Below are 2,935 nucleotides of genomic sequence, written 5' to 3' on the forward strand. Positions count from 1 at the left end.
CGTTCCGATCGGTCCTAAAGCTCGAGCGACGTATCAGCCGGGAGGGCATGGTCAGCGTCGGCGGCAATTTCTACAGCGTGCCCGATGCCACCAGGCGCCGTGTCGTCGAGGTGCACACTCTGGCCGAAGAGGTACGCATCTTCGAGGACGGCGCACTGATTGCCATCCATCCCATTCTAGAAGGTCGGCACCAGCGTCATGTCGAGCCGGGTCATCGCAACATCCACGTCCACAAGCGCCGACAAAGACTGAGGAACGACGAGGTCATCCTAGAGCCGGGCCAGCCGCTCTTGGCACTATTTACATGGGGCATTCTCACCCTATTGCAAGTGAATGATCGAACCCGACGCCCGCCCGTCATGGCCGATAGTCCTGTGGCCTTCAGCGGCACGCTCCTTTTTAATAGACATTATTGATATTACTGTCGCGTCAAAGCACGTTATTTTGTGCGCAACTCTCACGAAACCAGTTTGGATGATTAGCCTTGTGTCCGAAACCGCAAGAGGGCGGGTTCCTACCGAGATGGTTATCTGTAAACCAGTTTGACTTGGCACATCTTGTCACGGCCTGATCGCTCTAGGCTGAACACCTTTGTCGTCGCCCAATTCTTCGCGAATGACGGAGCTGATCTTACGGAAAAACTAATAAGCCAACGATTTTTGTGCGGCCAGCCAGAGGAGTCCGGCGGGCACTATCAGCGTTGCTAGTCCATTTACTACTGTATGGAGCGGTAGCTCCCAATTTTTATATCTGGCAGGTCAATTTGCTGGAACGCGTTGGCTTCATCGTCACAGTGCTCTTGTTATCCCTGTCCATTCCGATTGGTACCAGTTCACGAACTTGCCAAGACCGGATTCCAGTGACGTTCGCGGTTTGAAGCCGAAGTCTTGCTCCAACAATGTCATATCGGCAAAGGTCTGCGCCACATCGCCGGGCTGCATCGTCTCGGATTGGCGGTTTGCCGTTACCCCCAACAGTCTTTCCAGGATGTCAATGAAGTCACCGAGCCGAGCTGGCTGGTTGTTCCCAACATTGTAGAGCCTGGCAGAGGGAATGTCTGTCAAAGGCGGCTTGTCGAGCACGGCAAGAACCGCCTCTACGACGTCGTCTATATAGGTGAAATCGCGCCACATCGCTCCGTTGTTGAACACCCGGATCGGCTTGCCTTCAAGTATGGCCTTTGTGAATATCCAATAGGCCATGTCAGGCCGGCCCCAAGGACCATAGACCGTGAAGAATCTTAGACCGGTCTGCCGCACACCAAATAGATGACCGTAGGTGTGGCTCATCAACTCATCCGACTTTTTCGTGGCCGCGTAAAGGGACACGGGGTGATCGACCCGATCGCTCTCGCTGAAAGGTACTTTCCGGTTGCCTCCATAAACCGAACTCGATGACGCATAGACCAAGTGCTCAAAGCCGGGGCAGCCGCGACAAAATTCTAGGACCTCGAGGTGACCGCTGATGTTGGACCGGATGTAGGCTCGGGGATTTTCCAACGAATAACGCACGCCAGCCTGTGCCGCGAGATGAATGACCTTGTTTATGTCCTGCCCGCTCAGGGCCCGCGCAAGCGCCATAGGATCGGCGATATCAATTTCGAGAAAGGAAAACTTCGACAGTCCGAGCAATCGTGCCAGCCGAGCTCTCTTCAGCGTCGGATCATAATAGTCGTTCAAATTGTCCACACCCAGCACGTCGTCGCCGCGTTCCAGAAGCTTGAGACAAACGTGGCTTCCAATAAAGCCAGCTGCACCTGTGACTAAGATTGGCAAGTGAACCCCTCTCAACGACACGATTGGCGCACCCTGGAACATTCTCGGTGGGCCTTGCGAAGCGCGCTAGGTATCATCGCTCGTTCGCCGATTCAATCGGTACCGGCTCGATCAGGCTGTTCGAAGTTTCCGACTTGCGGTGCAGATTGGTGTACCGCAGTCCAGGGCCACTTCCTCACGTTTAACCGTGGCCATATTGCCGCACCACCAGCTCGACCTCACCCTCAGCTACTTTTGGCCGAGCGCTGCTGGCGCGGACGGAACAACACTGACGTCGCCGCGGCCGTCCGACCGGCGCATTTCGGGCAGGGCTGCAGCGCTCGTGCTGGCGCAATACAACCGAGGCAAGCTGACCGTAACAGCCTTGCTGGCATTCGGTGCGGCGATCTACAAGGACGCTTATTTTCACTCAGAGCATAGTCTCAATGCAGCCTGGCTTCTGCGATGCGTTGATCTGAGCCGCATCTCCGTCACGACATCCCTAGCAGGACCTGCCTTCCAGGCGAGGGACAGATGGCGAAACTTGATCGCCTTCCTTATCGGTAAACTCTATTGCGGTTAATTTCGGTCGTGAGACGAGCACCTGTCCATTATCTGTCCACAACAAATTGGCGTCGTCAATACAGAAAGTGGTTCGGGCTTGGACCTCAATCTAACGTCGGCCAGATTCGCTGGCATGGAAGTGCATGTCGTAAAAACGAATCTTTCTTCCTCACCCCCCTGTCGTTCGATATATATTTTGGAGGCGATAGAAGTTAACCTTTTTCTTACGTCCAACCATCTTACAGATCGTCTGTACAATCAAGTCATACTTACTTACCAAATACGCTTTACTCATCGTCAATTCACAGTAAAATCCATTGTACTTACCAACCGGATAATTATCGGCAACTTTTTACGAGCCATTTCTTACAAGCGAGTCGCACGGCCTATAACGCATTCACCTAATATTTTGGGATATCGCTGATAATAGATCTTTACGCTTTCCAAGGGATGGAGTATCTCCAGTATATTTCTTTACATTTTTTCTTGCGGTGCAGCATTCCTGCCGCCGATCAATCATTCTATCAGGGCGTGCAGGTATGTGATTTGGCGCTAATATACACCCTCTAGTAGGCAGACATCCGCGGGGCGCTATCGAATCAAAATGAGGGATTATG

The 2,935-nt window shown here is 53.0% G+C and carries 2 protein-coding genes; one reads left to right on the top strand and one right to left on the bottom strand.

Annotated elements, in window-relative coordinates:
- Positions 1-416 (top strand): Mu transposase domain-containing protein (locus NKH67_RS34285; RefSeq protein WP_502893853.1); only part of this gene is annotated, 416 nt, incomplete at its 5' end.
- Positions 417-788: 372 nt separating this feature from the next.
- On the opposite strand, the gene NKH67_RS33860 is transcribed toward NKH67_RS34285, so the two are convergent.
- On the bottom strand, positions 789-1,775 hold the full coding sequence (locus tag NKH67_RS33860) for an NAD-dependent epimerase/dehydratase family protein (RefSeq protein WP_352473357.1): 987 nt from the start codon (positions 1,773-1,775) through the stop codon (positions 789-791).
- Between the last annotated feature and the right edge of the window lie 1,160 nt (positions 1,776-2,935).

This window comes from Mesorhizobium sp. M0968, from assembly GCF_040319065.1.
In the GTDB taxonomy this organism is placed as follows: domain Bacteria; phylum Pseudomonadota; class Alphaproteobacteria; order Rhizobiales; family Rhizobiaceae; genus Mesorhizobium.